We start from the raw sequence: 13,378 nt of genomic DNA on the forward strand, positions 1-13,378 counted from the left end.
GGAGGACATTATTGAGGAGCTTGTCGGCGAAGTCGACGACGCCACCCGTCGCTAGGCGCGGGTGCTGGAGGGGGCAGTCGCAAGGCGGAGGAGGAAGCGATACCGGCGGTATCGCGCCCGACGACAACGCCGCGAATGCCCCCTCCAGCGCCCGCGCCTAGCGACGGGTGGCGTCGTCGACTTCGCCGACAAGCTCCTCAATAATGTCCTCCAGGAACAGCACTCCCGTGGCGCGGCCCGTCTCGTCGAACGCGCGCGCGAGGTGGGCTCCTGTGCGTCGCATGATCGCGAGGGCGTCTTCGAGGTCGGTGGCTTCGAAGATCGAGGCGAGTTGGCGGATCCGTTTCGCGGGGACGGGGAGGCGGAACTTCGCGCCTTCGGTGTCGCCGTCGAGGTCGAGGACGTCCTTGAGGTGGATGTGTGAGCGGGTCGGGATGGCGGAGGCGGTGCGGAGTGTTCGGGTGCCGCGGGAGGGTGACGACAAGTACACGCGGGGGGTGCTGGGGGTCGCTACGGGGTCGGAGCAGTACCCGGGAGCGGCGGTGCTCGGTGTCGAAGCGGCGGTGCGGACGGGGATCGGCATGGTCCGGTACCTCGGGCCGGAGCGGCCCTCGGGGCTCGTGCTCGCGCGGCGACCGGAGGTGGTGACTGCGGGGGGACGCGTGCAGGCCTGGCTGGTCGGCTCCGGAACCAGCGCGAACGACCGGGACGACGACCAGCGGCGCACGCTGATCGAGCAGCTGCACTCGGGAGTTCCAGTCGTGCTCGACGCAGGCGCCCTCGACCTGATCGACGAGGTCGCCGGAGCGGTCGTCATCACGCCGCACTACCGCGAACTCGCACGAGTTCTCAGCCGGGCGGGCCTGAACGTGGACGCCGCCACCATCGCGGCGGCGCCGGGGGAGTGGGCGCGCCGCGCGGCCGACCGCCTCGGAGTCTGCGTGCTGCTCAAGGGAAGCACCACCCACGTGGTCGCCGGTGGCACGGAGCTCGAGGTGTCCGGATCCACGCCCTGGCTCGCGACCGCGGGCAGCGGCGACGTCCTCGGCGGTGTGCTCGGCGCGCTCGTCGCCGGCCGCTCCGCCGACGCCGAAACAGCAGGCACAACGCTGAAGGCCGAGGACCTCGCTCCGCTCGCCGCCGCCGCCGCGGTGCTCCACGCAGAAGCGGGCCGCGCCGCCTCCGCGGGCGGGCCGATCGCGGCCCTGGACATCGCCGAGCACCTGCCTGGAGTCGTCGCAGCCGTCCTGCGCTGACACACCCGGGCGGCGATCGCTGAACCGAAGGGGAACCGCCGCCGTTGTTCTAGGAGAAGCGACACCCGCAATCCGGTTCACCGGGCCCGCACCGCCGCTTCATCGAATGCTCGAAGCGAGCACCCCTACCGTCGGATCCGCCGCGTCCGCCTTGACCAGGAGAACAGACATGACCGCGAAGACCACGACTCCCGCCCGCTACGCCCTGACCCTCCTCGCCGGAGCCGGTACGCTCGCCGCCCTCGCCGCCTGCTCCAGCCCCACCACGACCGGGAACGACGCCGACGCGGCGACCGCCACCTCTCCGACCACCGCCACCGGCTCGACCCCCGCGTCGACCGACAGCGACACCGCCGCCGCGAGCGGCAGCAGTTACGCTGACGGCACCTACCAGGCCGAAGGCTCCTACACCTCGCCCGGCGGCAACGAGAAGGTCGGCGTGTCGCTGACTCTCGCGGGCGGGGTCGTCACCGACGTGACCGTGACCCCGGAGTCGGAGAACCCGACCGGCCAGCAGTACCAGGGGCGCTTCGCCAGCGGTATCTCGGGCGAGGTCGTCGGCAAGTCGCTCGACGACCTGAAGGTCTCGAAGGTGTCGGGATCCTCCCTCACCTCCGGCGGCTTCAACGACGCCGTCGAGACCATCAAGGCCGATGCCACGGCCTGATCCGGCGCCCACCCTCGATCACGGGTGGCGATTCGACGCGATCGGCACCACCTGGCACATCGACACTGCCGAGCCGCTCGACGCGTCCCGGCGTGCCCGGGTGACGGCGCGCATCACGGAGTACGACCGCACCTGGTCGCGCTTCCGCGCGGACTCCGCCGTCTCCCAGCTGCGCGAGGGGGGCGAGCGCGTCTTCCCCGCCGAGGCCGACGAGCTCTTCGCCCTCTACGACGTGCTCGACGAGCTGACCGGCGGCGCCGTGACTCCGTTCGTCGGCGGCCCGCTCGAACAGCTCGGCTACGACCCCGCCTACACCCTCGTGCCCCGCGGACCCGCGGCCGCGGCCCCGGCCTGGGCAGCGGCCCGGTACGGCGCGGCAGGACTCCGGATCGAGCCGGGCACCGTCGTCGACGTCGGCGCGGCCGGCAAAGGGCAGCTCGTCGACCTCGTGCTCGATGAGCTCGACGGAGTCGGGCCCGCCCTCGTCGACGCCAGCGGCGACCTCCGCGGCACGGGCGCCGGAGCCTACCGGGTCGGCCTCGAGCACCCGTGGGACGCCAGCAGCGCGATCGGCGTGGCCCTGCCCGGAGATCGCGCGCTCTGCGGCTCCGCGAGCAACCGCCGGGCCTGGGGCAGCGGCCTCCACCATGTCCTTGACGGGCGGACCGGCGCTCCGGTCGAGAGCATTGTCGCCACCTGGGCGGTGGCCGACACGGCCCTCGTCGCCGACGGGCTCGCGACCGCGCTGTTCGTCTGCCCGCCCGAGACCCTCGCCGAGCGCTTCGACTTCGAGTTCGTCCGCGTCCGCAGCGACGGCACCCTCCACTACTCGTCTTCCTTCCCCGGAGAGGTCTTCCGATGATCGGCACACTCGACCGCGCCCTCGGCCGCGTCACCACCTACCGGCTGGTCTGGATGACGCTCGCCGCGCTCCTGCTCCTCGCCGTCGGCTACGCCTCGGCCGGCCTGATCTTCTCGACTCCGCTCGAGATCCTCGGCAGCACTCTGGTCGCGGTCGCCTCGACCGCCCTCGTGAGCGCGGTCCTCGCGAGGCTCTTCCGCAGCCGCGCGCACCTCGAGTCCTCCCTTGTCACGGGGCTGCTGATCGCGTGCCTCCTCTTCCCGACGGCGGATCCGCGCGGGCTGGCGGTGATCGCTCTCGTCGGCGCAATCGCGGCCGCCTCCAAGTACGTCCTCGCCTGGCGCGGTCGGCACCTCTTCAATCCGGCCGCGGTGGCCGTGCTGATCATCGGATTCACCGGGCTCACCGCCGGAGCCTGGTGGATCGCCAGCGGCGCGATCTGGCCGTTCGTCGTCGTGGGTTCTCTTCTGGTCGTCGCGCGGGTCCGGCGCTTCGCCGTCTTCGCCGTCTTCGTGCTCGTGGCGGGCGGAGTCTCGGTGCAGCAGGCCGTCCTGAACGGTCAAGAGCTCGGGGCCGCGGCCTCCCTGGTCTTCACCGCCTACCCCTTCGTCTTCGCCGGCGCCTTCATGCTGACCGAGCCGCTCACGCTCGCACCCCGCCGCTCGCAGCAGCTGATCATCGCGGTTGTCGCCGCACTGGTGGCGAGCGTGCCGTTCCACATCGGCGTGATCTCCGCCACTCCGGAGCTGGGCCTCGTCGTCGGCAATGCGCTCGCCTTCGCTGTCGCGTACCGCCAGCGCCGTCGGCACACGCTCGAGCTGGCCTCGACTCGCGTGCTGGCCCCCGGCATCGCCGAGTACCGCTTCCGCTCCCGCTTTCCGCTGCCATTCGAGCCGGGTCAGTGGCTCGAGCTCGACCTGCCGCACCGCGCCGACAGCCGGGGGAGCCGTCGCACCTTCTCCGTCTCCTCGGCTCCCGCGAACGGCGAGATCGCGATCGCGCTGCGGATGCCCGAGAAGGCCAGCAGCTTCAAGCGAGCGCTCGCCGCCCTGGAACCCGGCGACTCGCTGCGCGCGACGAGCGTCGGCGGCGACTTCGTCCTGCCGGCCGACCCCTCCGTGCCGCTGCTGCTGGTGGCCGGCGGCATCGGGATCACCCCGTTCGCGAGCCAGCTGCGCTCCCTCGCGGGAGGGCCGGAGCGGGACGTGGTCGTCGTGGTCGCTGCGCCGAGCCTCGCGGACGTGGCCTACCGCGATGTGCTGCAGGAGTCGGGTGCGCGGGTCGTACTCTGCTCGAAGGAGGCCCCGGCCGACCTGCCCAGCGGCTGGTCGCACGTGTCCGGACGCCTGAGCGCCGAACTGCTCGCCGACGCCGTGCCGGACGCGGGCCGACGGGTCGGCTACGTCTCCGGATCGCCGTCCTTCGTCGACTCCGTTCGCGGTGCGCTGCGGGCCGCGGGGGCGAAACGGATCCGCACCGACGCGTTCGCCGGGTACTGACGCGTCCAGGGAGCGCCGCTTCCCGCGCGGGCAGTGCCGCTGCCAGCGTCCCGCTGAGCGGCCCCTCTACAATGACGCGGTGCCGTCCTCCCCTCCTCGAGCGTTCTCCCGCCCCCTCACCCGGCTGCGCGAGAACCGCGACTCCGTCGCCGTGCTCTGGGGCGGCTTCGCGCTCGTGCACGTGCTGCTCTCGCTCCTGGCGCTGTTCGCACCCGGCCTTCCGATGGGCGACGTCAGCATCGTCTACCGCGAGTGGATGAGAACCGCCGTCGAGGGTGGCGGGATCGCCGGGATCGACACGGGCTGGGTCTACCCGATCCTCGCCTGGGGCCCGATCGCCGCCTCGTGGCTCTTCGGCGCGGCGGGCTACGACCTCGTGTGGCTCGTCCTCGTCGCCCTCGCCGACGCCGCCGTGTTCGCCCTTTTGCTGCGGCGCCGCTCGGCCCCGCGCCTCGCCGCGGCACGCTGGTGGCTGCTGTTCCTCGTCCTGCTCGGGCCGATCGCGATCGGCCGGATCGACGCGTTCACCACGCCTCCCGCCATCGCCGGGATGCTCTGGGCCGCGACTCGGCCGGGCGTCGCCGCAGCTCTGCTGACGGTCGCCACCTGGATCAAGGTGTGGCCCGCCGCGATCCTCGCTGCCGCTGTCCTCGTGCTGCGCGGCCGGGTGCGGATGATCCTCGTGCCAGCGGTCATCTCGGTGCTCCTCGTGCTCGCGGTCGTCTTCGTCGGCGGCGGTGACCAGGTCTTCAGCTTCGTCACCGACCAGACCGACCGCGGCCTCCAGATTGAGGCCGTCGTCAGCACCCCGTGGATGTGGCTGTCGGTCGTCCCGGGCACCGGTAGCTACGTCTACTACGCGGCCGACATCAACACGTTCGAGATGCACGGGCCGGGCACCGAGTTCGCGGCAAGCCTGATGACTCCGCTGCTCGCCCTGGCAATGCTGGGCGTGGCTGTGCTCGGAGCGCGGGCCCTCGCGCGGCAAGCGGACGCGGCACGGCTGTTCCCGCTGCTTGCGCTCACCTTCGTGGTCGTCTTCATCGACACCAACAAGGTGCTCTCGCCGCAATACATCGTCTGGCTCGCGCCGCCGGTGATCGCGGGGCTGATCGCATGCCGCGACGGCTCCTTCGACCGTCCGGCGAAGCTGACGATGCTCACTGCGGCGCTGACCCAGGTGGTCTACCCGTACCTCTATCTCTTCCTGCTCTGGTCGCACTGGTGGATGGTGCTCGTGCTGAGCGTGCGGAACGTCCTGCTCGTCGTGCTGCTCGGCTGGCTGCTGCGGGAGCTGTGGCGGATCGGCACGGCGCGCGGCATCACGCTGTCGGAGCCGGCGCTGACCGGGCAGGCGCGCCTCGCGGCCCAGGGCTCGTAGGCTCGGACGGAGCGCGGCCGACTCCCGGCGGCGCAGTCAGGGAGGCTCCCATGCTCGTCGCATTCTCGGTCGCACCGTCCGGGGGCGAAGCGCCCGACGCGTCGGTCCACGACGCGGTCGCCGCCGCTGTCCGCATCGTCCGCGAGAGTGGGCTGCCGTCGCGCACGACGTCGATGTTCACCGAGATCGAGGGCGAGTGGGATGAGGTCTTCGACGTGATCAGGCGGGCGACGGAGGCGGTGGGCGCATTCGGGACTCGGGTCTCGCTCGTGCTCAAGGCCGACATCCGCCCTGGGTACTCGGGCGAGATCGACGGGAAGATCGCCCGGCTGAACGAGGCGCTCGGGGAGTAGCCGGAGAGCGCCGGGCGCACTCGTGGCGCGCGAGCCGGCGCCGGGTTCGAATCGATTCGACATCCTGTCGATCCTCGGTAACCTTGTCCGGTGACACTCTCGCCCGCTCGAACCCGACTCGCCCTGCTCGCCCTCGCGATGGGGGGCTTCGGTATCGGCTCCACCGAGTTCGTGGCGATGGGACTGCTCCCGCAATTAGCCGCCGACCTCCTGCCCGGTGTCTACGCCGAGAGTCAGGAGCAGGCCGTCTCGCAGGCCGGGATGCTGATCTCGGCCTACGCGCTCGGGGTGGTGGTCGGTGCGCCCACGATCGCGGCCGCAGCGGCGCGCTGGCCGCGCAAGCGCCTCCTGTTGACCCTTCTCGTCGCCTTCACGATCGGAACGATCGGCTCGGCGCTGCTGCCGAGCTTCCCGCTCGTCCTCGCAGCACGCTTCGTCGCGGCGCTGCCGCATGGCGCCTACTTCGGCATCGCCTCTCTGGTCGCGGCCGACCTGATGGGCCCGGGCAAGCGCGGCAAGGGTGTCGCCTTCGTTCTCTCCGGCCTCACGATCGCCACTGTGGTCGGTGTTCCGGCGATCACCTGGGTGGGCCAGGTGGCGGGCTGGCGCAGCGCCTATCTCGTCGTCGCCGCTCTCTTCGCGCTGACCGTCGTGGCCGTGCAGCTGCTCGTGCCCGCCCGGCCTGGAAATCCCGCCGCGACCGTCCGCAACGAGGTGCGCGCCTTCGGCCGCCTGCAGGTCTGGATGACACTGCTGGTGGGCGCCATCGGCTTCGGCGGCCTCTTCGCGATGTACAGCTACATCTCGCCGCTCGCCACTGAGGTGACCGGGCTGCCGCTGGGGGCGGTGCCGTGGATCCTGGTCGTTATCGGCCTCGGGATGACCGTGGGCAACCTCGTCGGCGGTTGGGCGGCCGACCGCGACGTACGCCGCGCGCTCGTGGTGTTCTACGCGGGTGTCGGCGTCTCGCTGATCGGGCTCGCCCTCTCGGCGTCGTCCATCGTCGGCCTGGTCGTGTTCGCGTTCCTCGCCGCAGGCTTCTCGGCGGCCGCGTCACCGGCGATCCAGACCCGGCTGATGGACGTCGCGCGCGACAGCCAGACCATCGCGGCGGCACTCAACCACTCCGCCCTGAACATCGGCAATTCGATCGGAGCAGCGCTCGGCGGCCTGACGATCGCGGTCGGCCTGGGCTATCTCTCGCCGATCTGGGTCGGCGTGGGCCTCACCGCCGCGGGCATCGCGCTGGCGCTGACCAGCATCGCTATCGACCGTGCCCGCGGGACGGTCTACCCGGTGCACCGCGAGGCGACCGCTCCGAGCACCGACGGTATCCCCATCGACGCGCTGTAGGGCGTCCGGCGATCCTCTGCCCGATGCTGGATTCTGTGCCGTAGTCGGTGTTCTCGCCACTGCGGCGAGCGGCGTCGCGGCGCTTGTTCCGGCGACCGCGGCGGCACGAAGAGAACCGGTGAAGGAAGTGCGAGTCCCTGAGGACAGCATCGGCTGCGAACGTCGCTGGCTGCGAACGTCGGCGATGCCGTCGGAGCGCGGTTCGCACGGTCAGGGCGCGCCAGAGTCCGGGGGCGGCACCGGGTGCTCTGGAACACTGGCGTCATGCGCGCCGTCAGTTACTCCTCCTTCGATGCCCTCCCCGAGATCGTCGAGGTGCCCGATCCGATCTGCCCCGTCGACGGGGCCGTGGTCCGGGTCGCCGCGACCGGGGTCTGCCGGAGCGATTGGCACGCGTGGAAGGGGCACGACGACTCCGTTGTGCTCCCGCAGATCCCCGGCCACGAGTTCGCGGGGACGGTAGCGGAGGTCGGGTCTGCCGTCACCCGCGTTGCAGTGGGCGACCGGGTCACCGCCCCCTTCGTGTTCGCCTGCGGTGACTGCGAGCAGTGCCGCGAGGGAGCGACGCAGGTGTGCCTCCGCCAGGAGCAGCCGGGCTTTACCCTCGATGGATCGTTCGCTGAGGCGCTGGTCGTGCCGAACGCGGAGCTGAATCTGGTGCGCCTGCCCGACGCAGTCGGCTTCGTCGAAGCTGCCGGGCTCGGCTGCCGTTTCGGGACCGCCTACCACGCTCTGCACGTGCGCGGGCGGGTCGCCCCGGGGGAGTGGGTGGCGGTGTTCGGCTGCGGCGGGGTGGGGCTGTCCGCGGTGATCGTCGCGCTCGCGGCCGGGGCTCGGGTGGTGGCGTCAGACGTGTCGACCGCGGCGCTCGAGGCTGCTCGGACGCTCGGTGCGGTCGTCGTCGCGGGCGGTTCAGGAGCCGTCGAGGCGATTCGGGCGGCGACCGGCGGAGGGGCGCATCTCGCGATCGACGCCGTCGGCAGCAGGGTCACAGCGGAGGCGTCGATCGCCGTGCTGCGTCCGCGCGGCCGGCACGTGCAGGTCGGTCTGCTCCTCAGGCCCGAGGCGGCGCCGACGATCCCACTCGGCCGGGTCATCGCCCTGGAGCTGGAGCTGCTCGGCAGCCACGGCATCGCCCGCAGTGGCTACGCCGCCCTCCTGGATGACGTTGTTGCCGGACGTCTGCGCCCCGCCGAGTCCGTCGGCCGCACGATCCCCTTCGAGGATCTCCCCGCCGCCCTCGCCGCAATGGACGCCCCCGCCACCACCCCCGGCATGACAGTCGCGGTCCTTCACCCCTGAGGCGCGCACTCCGGACCCTGCCGTCCCTGCCCCCGTGGCTGAGCAAGACGCTCCTCGCCGAGCGCATCCTCGCCCGCCCGAGTGCCGGTACCGCTATCCTCCGCGAGATGCCACCTATGGTGCCGACACGCCGGCGAGGCCCGTCATAAGAGGCATCTCGCGGAGGGGCCGACCCCTAGTCCGTCTCGATCAGGATGCCGTCGTGGATGGCGCGCTTGCGCAGCGCGACCTTGGTGCCCACATCGATGCCGACGACGCGGTACTTCTCGCGGATCCGCTTGAGGTACGACTTCGCCGTCTCCTCCGAGATGCCCAGCTCGAACGCGACCGACTTCACCGGTTCGCCTCCGCCGTAGAGGGCCATTACGCGCCGCTCCTGGGCGCTGAGCTTGGGGGCTCCGTCGGAGTCGCCGGTGGAGAGCGCCATGTCGAGTTCGTGGGAGATGTAGGAGTGGCCGTCCTTGGCCGCGCGGATCGCTTCGACGATCATGTCGGCGTCCTCGGTCTTCACCAGGTAGCCGAGCGCGCCGGAGGCGAGTGCTTCGCGCACCACGGCCGGCTCGGAGTAGGTGCTCATCAGGACGGTCTTGACGCCGGTGGTCTTGAGCGTCGACAGCTTCACCGAGATCGGGATGTTGTCCTTCAGGTCGAGGTCGAGGAGGACGACGTCGACGGGGAACTCGGGGTGCGTGAGCAGCTCGGGCCAGGAGGCGACTGCGGCGACCAGCTGGATGTCGGAGGCGGCTCCGCGAATCCACTCCGTCAGCGCCCCGAGGAGCATCTTATGGTCGTCCACGACTGCGAGCGTGATCTTCGATTCAGCGGTGGGTGTCATCGGTGTCCTTCGGTCGTCGGTCGTCGGTCGTCTACGGCCTCACGGCGGCTGCTCATCGGTCGGCAGGGTTGTCGACCAGGCAGTCGATCTCGATTCGGAGTTCCCCGTCGCGCGAGGTGTCGCGAAAGACGCCGACCTGAGCGATAGCTTCCCACGTCGCAGGATCGACTACACGCAAGGGCGCGCCTGAGGAGTAAAGGACGATCGGAACGAGGAGGCCACGGGTCGTCGTCTCGGCTCCAGAATCACGGGGGCTGCCCGATTCGACGTGCAGGACCACGGCGAGCCCGGTCGCGCTGTCGGCGATCAGCCAGATCGCTGAGAGGAGCCCGTCGCGCTGGTCGTGGCCGAGGAGCCCGGCGGTTCCGTCCGGGTCGTCGAGGTTGACCAGGGGCGAGAGCAGCTCCGATTCGAGGACGGCGTGGTGCAGCCAGGTCTCGCGGCGTCCCTCGATCAGGTGGAGGCGGAGCTGCGTGGCGAGCGAGGTCGCATGGGCGGCGCGCTGGGCGTCGAGGGGGAGGCGGACCGAGCCGTCCCCGACCTCGGCGAGGAGGCGCTCGGCGGCCAGGTCGAGCCGTGCCAGCTCCTCGGAGGCGAGCATCCCGACCGCGTAGCGCGGGCCGAGGGTGGTGCTCTGCACGAGTGCGCGGTCGGTCTCGAGCTGCACCATCCTGCGGAACCCGCGCATCATCACGACCACGACGACAGCCGGGGCGAGTGTCACGACGAGTGCACTGATCCGCACCGAGAGCACATCGGCGCCGCCGGACTCCATCGAGAGGAACACGACCACCTCGGCGATCGAGACGAGCACGCCCACCGCGAGGATCTCGACTCCGCGCCGGTGGACGATCAGCGCGGCGTGAGCGACGGCCGCGGCGACGGCGGCGGTAGGGACGGTGCGCGCGGATCCAGAGTCGATCACCGCCACCAGATCGAGCACGACGGCGACGCCGACCGCGAGGAGGAAGCAGAGGTAGACAGCGAGCGGGAGACGCCGCCCGCTCAGGCGGATCGCGAGCACGATGGAGCCGAAGGCGAGGATCACGAGGACCCAGGCGGTCGCGGCGGGTGCGACGTCGCTGTAGCGGGTCGAGGTCGAGAGGAAGATCAGGAGCTGGAAGGTCAGGATCGCGGCGGCGATGCCGTTCAGGCCGCTGCCGAGGTAATTGGTGCCCAGTCCCTCCTGCCGACGGCGCGCCGACCGCGCCGACCGCCACGACCGGGCGGAGCGATCCGCCGGGCCGGACCCGCCCCCGCCGAGCAGCGGCGCCGGCGCTCGGGGTTCCGCGCTCACTTGGGCACTTCCAGCACCACCGTGGTCCCGGATCCCGGCGCGCTGAACAGCCGGGTGCGCCCACCGACATCACCGAGCCGGGCGATCACGGATTCCTTGAAGCCGAGCTTGGAGTCCGGGACGGTCGCGATGTCGAACCCGGCGCCCGCATCCGTGACCATCGCGCGGACGGTCGTCTCGTCCTCGGTGATCGTCACGTCGGCCGAAGCGACCCCGGAGTGGCGGCGCACGTTCTCAAGGCATTCCGCGAGGGCGAGCACGAAGGAGTCGAGCGCGGCACCCGTGAGCGCCACCTGGCCGGAGCCGTGCCAGATGACATCCAGACCCATCCGGCCGAAGCGGTGGCGGACACTCTCGAGGGTGTTGGCTGCCGGAGCGGTGGTCACGCTGGTCAGCTGGTAGGACCCGGAGGCGCTCGGCGTCGGTGTTCCGCCGAGCCGCAGTTGGCGCAGCAGTTGCGCGTCCTGGGCGGCCTGCTGCCGGAGTGCGTCGACCGACACTCCGCGGCCCGAGTGTGCGAGGAGGGTGAGCGTGGCCAGGACGGTGTCGTGCAGGAGGCGAGCACCCTGTCGGCGCTGAGCCTCCGTCTCGCTGGCCAGTCGCTCGACGCGGTGTGCGTTGCCGATGCTGTCGATCCGCCGTACCGCCCGGGGAACCGCCGTGCTGATCCACAGTGCGAAGCCGCACAGCGTGCCCCAGGGCAGCAGCGACTGGAAGAGGACGGCGGGGATCGTGGTACCGGTGGAGACGAGCACCGAGGGGATCACGCTCGGGATCAGCACCGGAAGCACGAGGGCCAGGCGGCGCGACGAGGTCGTCACCACCACGGCGATACTCGCGGTCACGGCGTTCGCCGTGTTGACCAGGACGAACCCGGCAAAGTCCGCGCCCGATTCGAGCCCCAGTGCGAGACCCCACACCAGAACCACACCGCCGACCGCCACGGCGATCACGCGGCTGAGGCGTCCCGACCGCGCGAGCTCGACATGGGCGGCCATCATGCCCAGGAGCAGGGCGACGGCGAAGGGGACGGCGGCGGTCTGCAGGGTCCCGGGAATGAGTACCATGCCCAGTACCCCCGCGTCGGTGAGCAGGCCGACTCCGCAGGCGGAGTGGCGCAGTAGCCGGTCGCGCTCGCGAGCGCTGCGGATCATCGGCACGCTCTGGCCCCCTCCGATCGTGGCGCGGGGCTCACCCCCGACACACGATAGTCACTGGCCGGGCCGGTCGGACCGGATCGGCACGTCGAAGTGCGCCGGACTCAGCCGGAGAGGCGGTCGCCGGAGTGCGCGAGCAGCCGGGCGAGGTGGGCGCCTACAGCGTCGTCCTCGATCAAGAAGCCGTCGTGGCCGAACGGCGACGTGATCACCGCGACCGCTCCGCCGTCGAGGGCGCCGGGAGCGTGCGCGGCGATGATCCGTTGCCCCTCGACCGGAAAGAGGCGATCACTGTCGATGCCGAGCACGAGCGTGGGACTGGTGATCCGGCCGAGGGCCGCCGCCTCGCCGCCGCGGCCGCGACCGACGTCATGCGAATTCATCGCCTCCACCAGAGTGATGTAGCTGTTCGCGTCGAAGCGACGGGTGAACTTGTTGCCGTGGAAGTCGAGGTACGACTCGACGGCGAATCGGCCGCCGCCGCCGAGCGGGCTGAGCCCCGACTGCCAGCTGCGCTCGAAGCGGTCGTTGAGCTCGGAGGGGCTGCGGTAGTTCAGCAGCGCCATTCTGCGGGCGAGCGCAAGGCCGTGGTACGGCCCCTGTCCGTCGCCCGCGTCGTAGTAGGCACCGCCTGCGAAGGCCGCATCGGTGCGGATCGCCTCCAGCTGCACGAAGTTGAGCGCGATCTGGTCGGCGGTGGCGCGCGGGGGAGCGGCGAGGACCGCGAGTCGGGCGACGCGCTCGGCGTGGTCGATGCCCCACTCCAGAGCCTGCATTCCGCCCATCGAGCCGCCGATGACCGTGTGCCAGCACTCGACGCCGATCAGCTCGCTGAACCGCACCTGTGCCCGCACCTGGTCGCGGATGCTCGTGTAGGGGAAACGCGCGCCCCACTCGCGGCCGTCGGGAGCGAGGGACGCGGGGCCGGTGGAGCCTTGGCAGCCGCCGAGCATATTGGGGGCGACCACGAAGAAGCGGTCCGTGTCGATCGCGAGCCCGGGGCCGACCAGTCCGGACCACCAGCCGTCGGTGGCGTGGCCGGGGTCGCCCCGGCCGATCAGGTGGGAGTCGCCGGTCAGCGCGTGCAGGACGAGGACGGCGTTATCGCGCCGGGCGTTCAGCTCGCCCCAGCTCTCGTAGGCGATGCGGGCGTGGGGGAGGTGTCCGCCGGCCTCGAAGTCGAACGGGCCGAGGTCGACGAAGCGGCGGCCGCCCGGGTGGTCGCCCTCTCGCCACGCTCCGGTGGCGGGCGGCTTGCCGATCACCGAGAGGAGCTGACGCTCCGTGATGAAGGCCGATGGGACCGTGTCCTCGAGTGTCTGCTGCCAGTCCATACCGCTGTCTATGGTGTCACGCCCTGCCCGTGCGCCTTCGCCCTCGGCCGGTCCAGTGCGCGGTGGATCCCCCGGACGGGGC

The 13,378-nt window shown here is 71.4% G+C and carries 13 protein-coding genes; 8 read left to right on the forward strand and 5 right to left on the reverse strand.

Going from position 1 to position 13,378, the window contains the following annotated elements; genetic code table 11:
* Positions 1–157: 157 nt before the first annotated feature.
* Positions 158–583 (reverse strand): hypothetical protein, encoded by a 426-nt coding sequence (locus tag C5D07_RS16425; protein WP_428839189.1) that lies wholly within the window; start codon positions 581–583, stop codon positions 158–160.
* On the opposite strand from C5D07_RS16425, the gene C5D07_RS08215 reads away from it, so the two are divergent.
* The 8 genes from C5D07_RS08215 to C5D07_RS08250 all read left to right on the forward strand — a co-directional run bounded on the left by C5D07_RS08215 (position 498) and on the right by C5D07_RS08250 (position 8,673).
* Entirely contained in the window at positions 498–1,256 is a 759-nt protein-coding gene (locus C5D07_RS08215) for an ADP-dependent NAD(P)H-hydrate dehydratase (RefSeq protein ID WP_428839188.1), read from the forward strand. The genes C5D07_RS16425 and C5D07_RS08215 overlap by 86 nt on opposite strands.
* A 169-nt stretch (positions 1,257–1,425) precedes the next feature.
* The gene (locus tag C5D07_RS08220) at positions 1,426–1,923 is read left to right on the forward strand and encodes an FMN-binding protein (protein ID WP_068254315.1); all 498 of its coding nucleotides are present in this window, start codon (positions 1,426–1,428) and stop codon (positions 1,921–1,923) included.
* The gene (locus C5D07_RS08225) at positions 1,910–2,785 is read left to right on the forward strand and encodes an FAD:protein FMN transferase (RefSeq protein ID WP_104259105.1); all 876 of its coding nucleotides are present in this window, start codon (positions 1,910–1,912) and stop codon (positions 2,783–2,785) included. Before C5D07_RS08220 ends, C5D07_RS08225 begins: the two co-directional genes overlap by 14 nt.
* The gene (locus tag C5D07_RS08230) at positions 2,782–4,284 is read left to right on the forward strand and encodes an oxidoreductase (protein ID WP_104259106.1); all 1,503 of its coding nucleotides are present in this window, start codon (positions 2,782–2,784) and stop codon (positions 4,282–4,284) included. Before C5D07_RS08225 ends, C5D07_RS08230 begins: the two co-directional genes overlap by 4 nt.
* 79 nt (positions 4,285–4,363) lie before the next feature.
* On the forward strand, positions 4,364–5,665 hold the full coding sequence (locus C5D07_RS08235; protein WP_104259107.1) for a glycosyltransferase 87 family protein: 1,302 nt from the start codon (positions 4,364–4,366) through the stop codon (positions 5,663–5,665).
* Positions 5,666–5,715: 50 nt separating this feature from the next.
* Positions 5,716–6,018 carry a thiamine-binding protein gene (locus tag C5D07_RS08240; RefSeq protein ID WP_068254312.1) on the forward strand — a complete coding sequence of 101 codons (303 nt, stop codon included), beginning with the start codon at positions 5,716–5,718 and terminating at the stop codon, positions 6,016–6,018.
* 138 nt (positions 6,019–6,156) lie between these two features.
* Complete coding sequence (locus tag C5D07_RS08245) at positions 6,157–7,371, forward strand: MFS transporter (RefSeq protein ID WP_104259132.1); 1,215 nt, start codon at positions 6,157–6,159, stop codon at positions 7,369–7,371.
* A 264-nt stretch (positions 7,372–7,635) separates the two neighbouring features.
* Entirely contained in the window at positions 7,636–8,673 is a 1,038-nt protein-coding gene (locus tag C5D07_RS08250; RefSeq protein ID WP_068254311.1) for an alcohol dehydrogenase catalytic domain-containing protein, read from the forward strand.
* A 175-nt stretch (positions 8,674–8,848) separates the two neighbouring features.
* Here C5D07_RS08250 and C5D07_RS08255 read toward each other — a convergent pair whose 3' ends face one another.
* The 4 genes from C5D07_RS08255 to metX form a co-directional block, all read right to left on the reverse strand.
* Positions 8,849–9,508, reverse strand: coding sequence for a response regulator (locus C5D07_RS08255; RefSeq protein WP_068254310.1), 660 nt, complete (start codon positions 9,506–9,508; stop codon positions 8,849–8,851).
* A gap of 52 nt (positions 9,509–9,560) precedes the next feature.
* Positions 9,561–10,805 carry a hypothetical protein gene (locus C5D07_RS08260; protein ID WP_104259108.1) on the reverse strand — a complete coding sequence of 415 codons (1,245 nt, stop codon included), beginning with the start codon at positions 10,803–10,805 and terminating at the stop codon, positions 9,561–9,563.
* A complete protein-coding gene (locus C5D07_RS08265; RefSeq protein ID WP_068254308.1) occupies positions 10,802–11,959 on the reverse strand; it encodes a sensor histidine kinase in 1,158 nt (385 codons plus the stop codon). The genes C5D07_RS08260 and C5D07_RS08265 overlap by 4 nt, the downstream gene beginning before the upstream one ends.
* Positions 11,960–12,066: 107 nt before the next feature.
* The gene (gene metX, locus C5D07_RS08270) at positions 12,067–13,296 is read right to left on the reverse strand and encodes a homoserine O-acetyltransferase MetX (RefSeq protein WP_104259109.1); all 1,230 of its coding nucleotides are present in this window, start codon (positions 13,294–13,296) and stop codon (positions 12,067–12,069) included.
* Positions 13,297–13,378 lie beyond the last annotated feature (82 nt).

Source organism: Rathayibacter tritici (assembly GCF_002932875.1).
Lineage (GTDB): Bacteria > Actinomycetota > Actinomycetes > Actinomycetales > Microbacteriaceae > Rathayibacter > Rathayibacter tritici.

Coding starts and splice junctions, on each gene's coding strand:
- C5D07_RS08220 (WP_068254315.1), top strand. CDS start 1,426: ATGACCGCGAAGACCACGACTCCCGCCCGCTACGCCCTGACCCTCCTC.
- C5D07_RS08255 (WP_068254310.1), bottom strand. CDS start 9,508: ATGACACCCACCGCTGAATCGAAGATCACGCTCGCAGTCGTGGACGAC.
- C5D07_RS08250 (WP_068254311.1), top strand. CDS start 7,636: ATGCGCGCCGTCAGTTACTCCTCCTTCGATGCCCTCCCCGAGATCGTC.
- C5D07_RS08240 (WP_068254312.1), top strand. CDS start 5,716: ATGCTCGTCGCATTCTCGGTCGCACCGTCCGGGGGCGAAGCGCCCGAC.
- metX (WP_104259109.1), bottom strand. CDS start 13,296: ATGGACTGGCAGCAGACACTCGAGGACACGGTCCCATCGGCCTTCATC.
- C5D07_RS08265 (WP_068254308.1), bottom strand. CDS start 11,959: ATGATCCGCAGCGCTCGCGAGCGCGACCGGCTACTGCGCCACTCCGCC.
- C5D07_RS08230 (WP_104259106.1), top strand. CDS start 2,782: ATGATCGGCACACTCGACCGCGCCCTCGGCCGCGTCACCACCTACCGG.
- C5D07_RS16425 (WP_428839189.1), bottom strand. CDS start 583: ATGCCGATCCCCGTCCGCACCGCCGCTTCGACACCGAGCACCGCCGCT.
- C5D07_RS08225 (WP_104259105.1), top strand. CDS start 1,910: ATGCCACGGCCTGATCCGGCGCCCACCCTCGATCACGGGTGGCGATTC.
- C5D07_RS08245 (WP_104259132.1), top strand. CDS start 6,157: ATGGGGGGCTTCGGTATCGGCTCCACCGAGTTCGTGGCGATGGGACTG.